Below are 3,066 nucleotides of genomic sequence, written 5' to 3' on the forward strand. Positions count from 1 at the left end.
ATAAAAGAAAGGACCGAACGTTTCCACGTTCAGTCCTCTATGTGCCACCCAAGTATCCGTTCAGGTATAAACGATGACGCTTATCCGAATGGCATTAGGCCCCATTAGGGGCCTTTTTGTTGACCTAACAATCAATAGGCTGAACACCAGAACTGTTTTGTAAATAAATGAAAAGAAACAACAATCACTGTAGCCAGTATGTTTCTAAAGGGTAAAATATCGATATCATTTTTCATGGAAGGAATAGATAATGACTCATACCCAACTTCACCCGGTGTGGGACAGTTTTATCCGTGGTTACCACTGGCTTCAGGCCTTCACCATTGGTGGGCTATGGTATACAGGTACTGAGGGGCTAATGGACTGGCATTTTAGTTTGGCATATTTTCTATTAGCGCTCATTTCGACTCGACTGATTTGGGGTGTCTTTGGCAGTGAAACCGCTCAATTCAGCCGTTTTGTCCGTTCTCCGGTAACTGTTATCAACTATCTAGCCGCAAGTCTTCGAGGTGATAAAACTTCATATTCTCCTGGTCACAACCCTGCCGGCGCTTATATGGTGGTTGCTTTTATGCTCCTGCTGATAACGCAACTAACAACAGGGCTTTTTGCCAATGACGATATTATTTCCGAAGGGCCTTTCGCTTACCTTGTCAGTGGTGAAACAAGCAGTCTGCTGACGGAAATCCATGCCATCAACTTTAATATTATCCTTGGTGCCATTGGGCTTCATTTAACCGCGATTGCTGTTTACTTCTTACGAAAAGAAAACCTGATTACACCGATGCTAACAGGCAGGAAACGGCTTAATGATGACGAATTACCGAAAGTCGTAAGTGGTATTTGGGGCTGGGTGATATTTTTCGTTATCGGCATAATCGTTTATGTCACCCTTGCCAAAGATGTGGTCGCCTATTTGATTTGAACAAAAAATGCCAGACTTCGGTCTGGCACTTTTTATTTACTATTTGCGCTGGTGTAGAAAGGAGCACTAAGCCTAGCGGTACTTATAGTCGCTATGGCAAGACTTACAGTTCTTGGCCGCTTCACCAAAAGCACGCTTGGTTACTCTCTCATCCCCTTCGAGTGATACTTTAGCCAAATTTGCCATATCACCTTGGAATTTATCTAATTTAGCACTGAAGCCGTCCCAATCTGACCAAATCTCGGGCTTAGCCTTAGTTTGGCCTTTGTCTGTCCCCTCGACTTTGAAAGCTTCTTCCGGCATATAAGTTAGCTGTGAAATAAATTGCGCGCGCTGGCTGAAAGTTTGCTGATCCCAATCTTTACGCCCCTTGACCATTTCAGCCAAGTCACCAAAGTTAGTCGCAATCATGGTGAATGCCGCTTGACGGTATTCGATGGCGTCTTCAGGCTTTTCAAATGGGGATGCGGAAACACTAGCTGCAAATACAATGCATCCTGCAAGCAGAGCTTTTTTCATGGCTTCTTTCCTTCTTATTATTTCATTGACATTGAGCACTTGCTAACGAGTCATGCCACTAAGTGATAAGTGGCATATGAAAATGATACAGTGACGTATAAACATGTAAACCACAAGCAGCCAAAGATTACAATTATTTACAGTCGAAGTATTTGACCATTTGACCTCGTGTCTCGTCTATCGCAAATACAAAACCATGACGCCTACGATAGAAGTCAATCAAGGTAGGTATCCGATAAAGTTGAATACTCATACCTTTCAAGCCCCGTTTTCTTGCTTCTCGTTCTAATTGACCAATCAACTGGGATGCAAGGTCCATGTTTCGATATTCCAGCGCCACCCAAAGCGTGCCGAAGTACAAGGTCTCCGAAAGCTCATCAGGCTCCTGATAACACACACCCGCTAAGCTTTTTTCCCCATCTTTGATTAACAGATAGTGGTTGGTTTCAGCAGTAAGGCTTTGTATAAATTGCTCGTAGGTTGTAAATCGCTTATACGGCTTACCAATAAAGTCTTCATATTCGGCAAATGCAGCGTTTATGGCTCGCCATAATTCGCATCGCTCTGTTTCAGGCATAAGGGCGATGTCTGGCTCAATAAAGCCCGGGGATAGTTTTGCTACCTCTATTCTATCGACCATAAAAGTCCTTAACGAAACAATTAATATAAAGGGAAGCCACTCTGGCATCACAAGAACAAGCACACAGAACTGCCAAGTGTTATGATAGAGGCATAACATAACAAAGAGCAAAGTCATGCTAGGAACACTGAGCAAAATGAAGTCTCAACTCGGCGATGTTGTCGAGTACCAACTCCCTGTTGGTGATAAGTTACTCCCTTTAAACCCGCTTATTGGCAAACACCTCAAGCTAACCTATACCGGTAATATCTACTGCGATGCCTGCGGTAAGAAAACGAAGAAAAGCTACTCTCAGGGGCACTGTTTTCCGTGTATGAAGAAGTTAGCCCGTTGTGACATGTGTATCATGAAGCCGGAAACCTGCCATTATGCAAAAGGCACATGCCGAGAGCCTGAATGGGGTGACGCCAACTGTATGGTTCCCCACTATGTCTATCTTTCGAATACCTCAGGTTTAAAAGTAGGTATTACGAGACATACTCAGTTGCCGACACGCTGGATCGACCAAGGGGCAACACAGGCTTTACCGATTTTAAAAGTCAAAACTCGTCAAATTTCCGGCCTTGCTGAAATTGCACTGGCTGAGCTGGTTGCAGATAAGACGAACTGGCGAGCCATGCTTAAGGGAGATAATGCTGACATTGCCCTGCAAGATGAAGCGCTGCGCCTTTTGCCCGCCATTGAGCAACGTATTAATGAATTGCTGGAAATATACGGGGAAGGTGCCGTCGAGCAACTCAACGAAGAGATCGTTGATATCCAATACCCAGTGACGGAGCACCCGAAGAAGATAGCCTCCCATAACTTCGACAAAGAACCCGTAGTCGAAGGCAAACTGCTGGGTATTAAAGGCCAATACCTGATTTTCGACACTGGTGTCATTAACATTCGTAAGTTCACCAGTTATGAAGTTAGCGTTGAGACGCCTGAGAGTTAATACCTCTTAAAGCGTAAAATAAAAAACGGCTGAGTTAACTCAGCC

Annotated in this window: 4 protein-coding genes; 2 read left to right on the forward strand and 2 right to left on the reverse strand. The window is 44.2% G+C overall.

Going from position 1 to position 3,066, the window contains the following annotated elements:
• Nucleotides 1-250: 250 nt before the first annotated feature.
• Nucleotides 251-925 carry a cytochrome b/b6 domain-containing protein gene (locus BIZ37_RS29790; protein WP_187464620.1) on the forward strand — a complete coding sequence of 225 codons (675 nt, stop codon included), beginning with the start codon at nt 251-253 and terminating at the stop codon, nt 923-925.
• A gap of 72 nt (nt 926-997) precedes the next feature.
• Here the strand turns inward: BIZ37_RS29790 and BIZ37_RS29795 are convergent, their stop codons facing one another.
• On the reverse strand, nt 998-1,444 hold the full coding sequence (locus BIZ37_RS29795; protein ID WP_187464621.1) for a cytochrome c: 447 nt from the start codon (nt 1,442-1,444) through the stop codon (nt 998-1,000).
• Nucleotides 1,445-1,577: 133 nt separating this feature from the next.
• Nucleotides 1,578-2,084: a GNAT family N-acetyltransferase gene (locus tag BIZ37_RS29800; RefSeq protein ID WP_187464622.1), complete on the reverse strand. Its 507-nt coding sequence runs from the start codon at nt 2,082-2,084 to the stop codon at nt 1,578-1,580.
• 115 nt (nt 2,085-2,199) lie between these two features.
• Between BIZ37_RS29800 and BIZ37_RS29805 the strand changes: the two genes are divergently transcribed.
• The gene (locus BIZ37_RS29805) at nt 2,200-3,021 is read left to right on the forward strand and encodes a DUF2797 domain-containing protein (protein ID WP_187464623.1); all 822 of its coding nucleotides are present in this window, start codon (nt 2,200-2,202) and stop codon (nt 3,019-3,021) included.
• Nucleotides 3,022-3,066 lie beyond the last annotated feature (45 nt).

The organism is Photobacterium sp. BZF1 (assembly GCF_014349205.1).
Classification (GTDB): Bacteria; Pseudomonadota; Gammaproteobacteria; order Enterobacterales; family Vibrionaceae; genus Photobacterium.

What these genes read in the sequence shown, in the direction of transcription:
- BIZ37_RS29795 (WP_187464621.1), bottom strand. Translation starts at nt 1,444, where the DNA reads ATGAAAAAAGCTCTGCTTGCAGGATGCATTGTATTTGCAGCTAGTGTT.
- BIZ37_RS29805 (WP_187464623.1), top strand. Translation starts at nt 2,200, where the DNA reads ATGCTAGGAACACTGAGCAAAATGAAGTCTCAACTCGGCGATGTTGTC.
- BIZ37_RS29800 (WP_187464622.1), bottom strand. Translation starts at nt 2,084, where the DNA reads ATGGTCGATAGAATAGAGGTAGCAAAACTATCCCCGGGCTTTATTGAG.
- BIZ37_RS29790 (WP_187464620.1), top strand. Translation starts at nt 251, where the DNA reads ATGACTCATACCCAACTTCACCCGGTGTGGGACAGTTTTATCCGTGGT.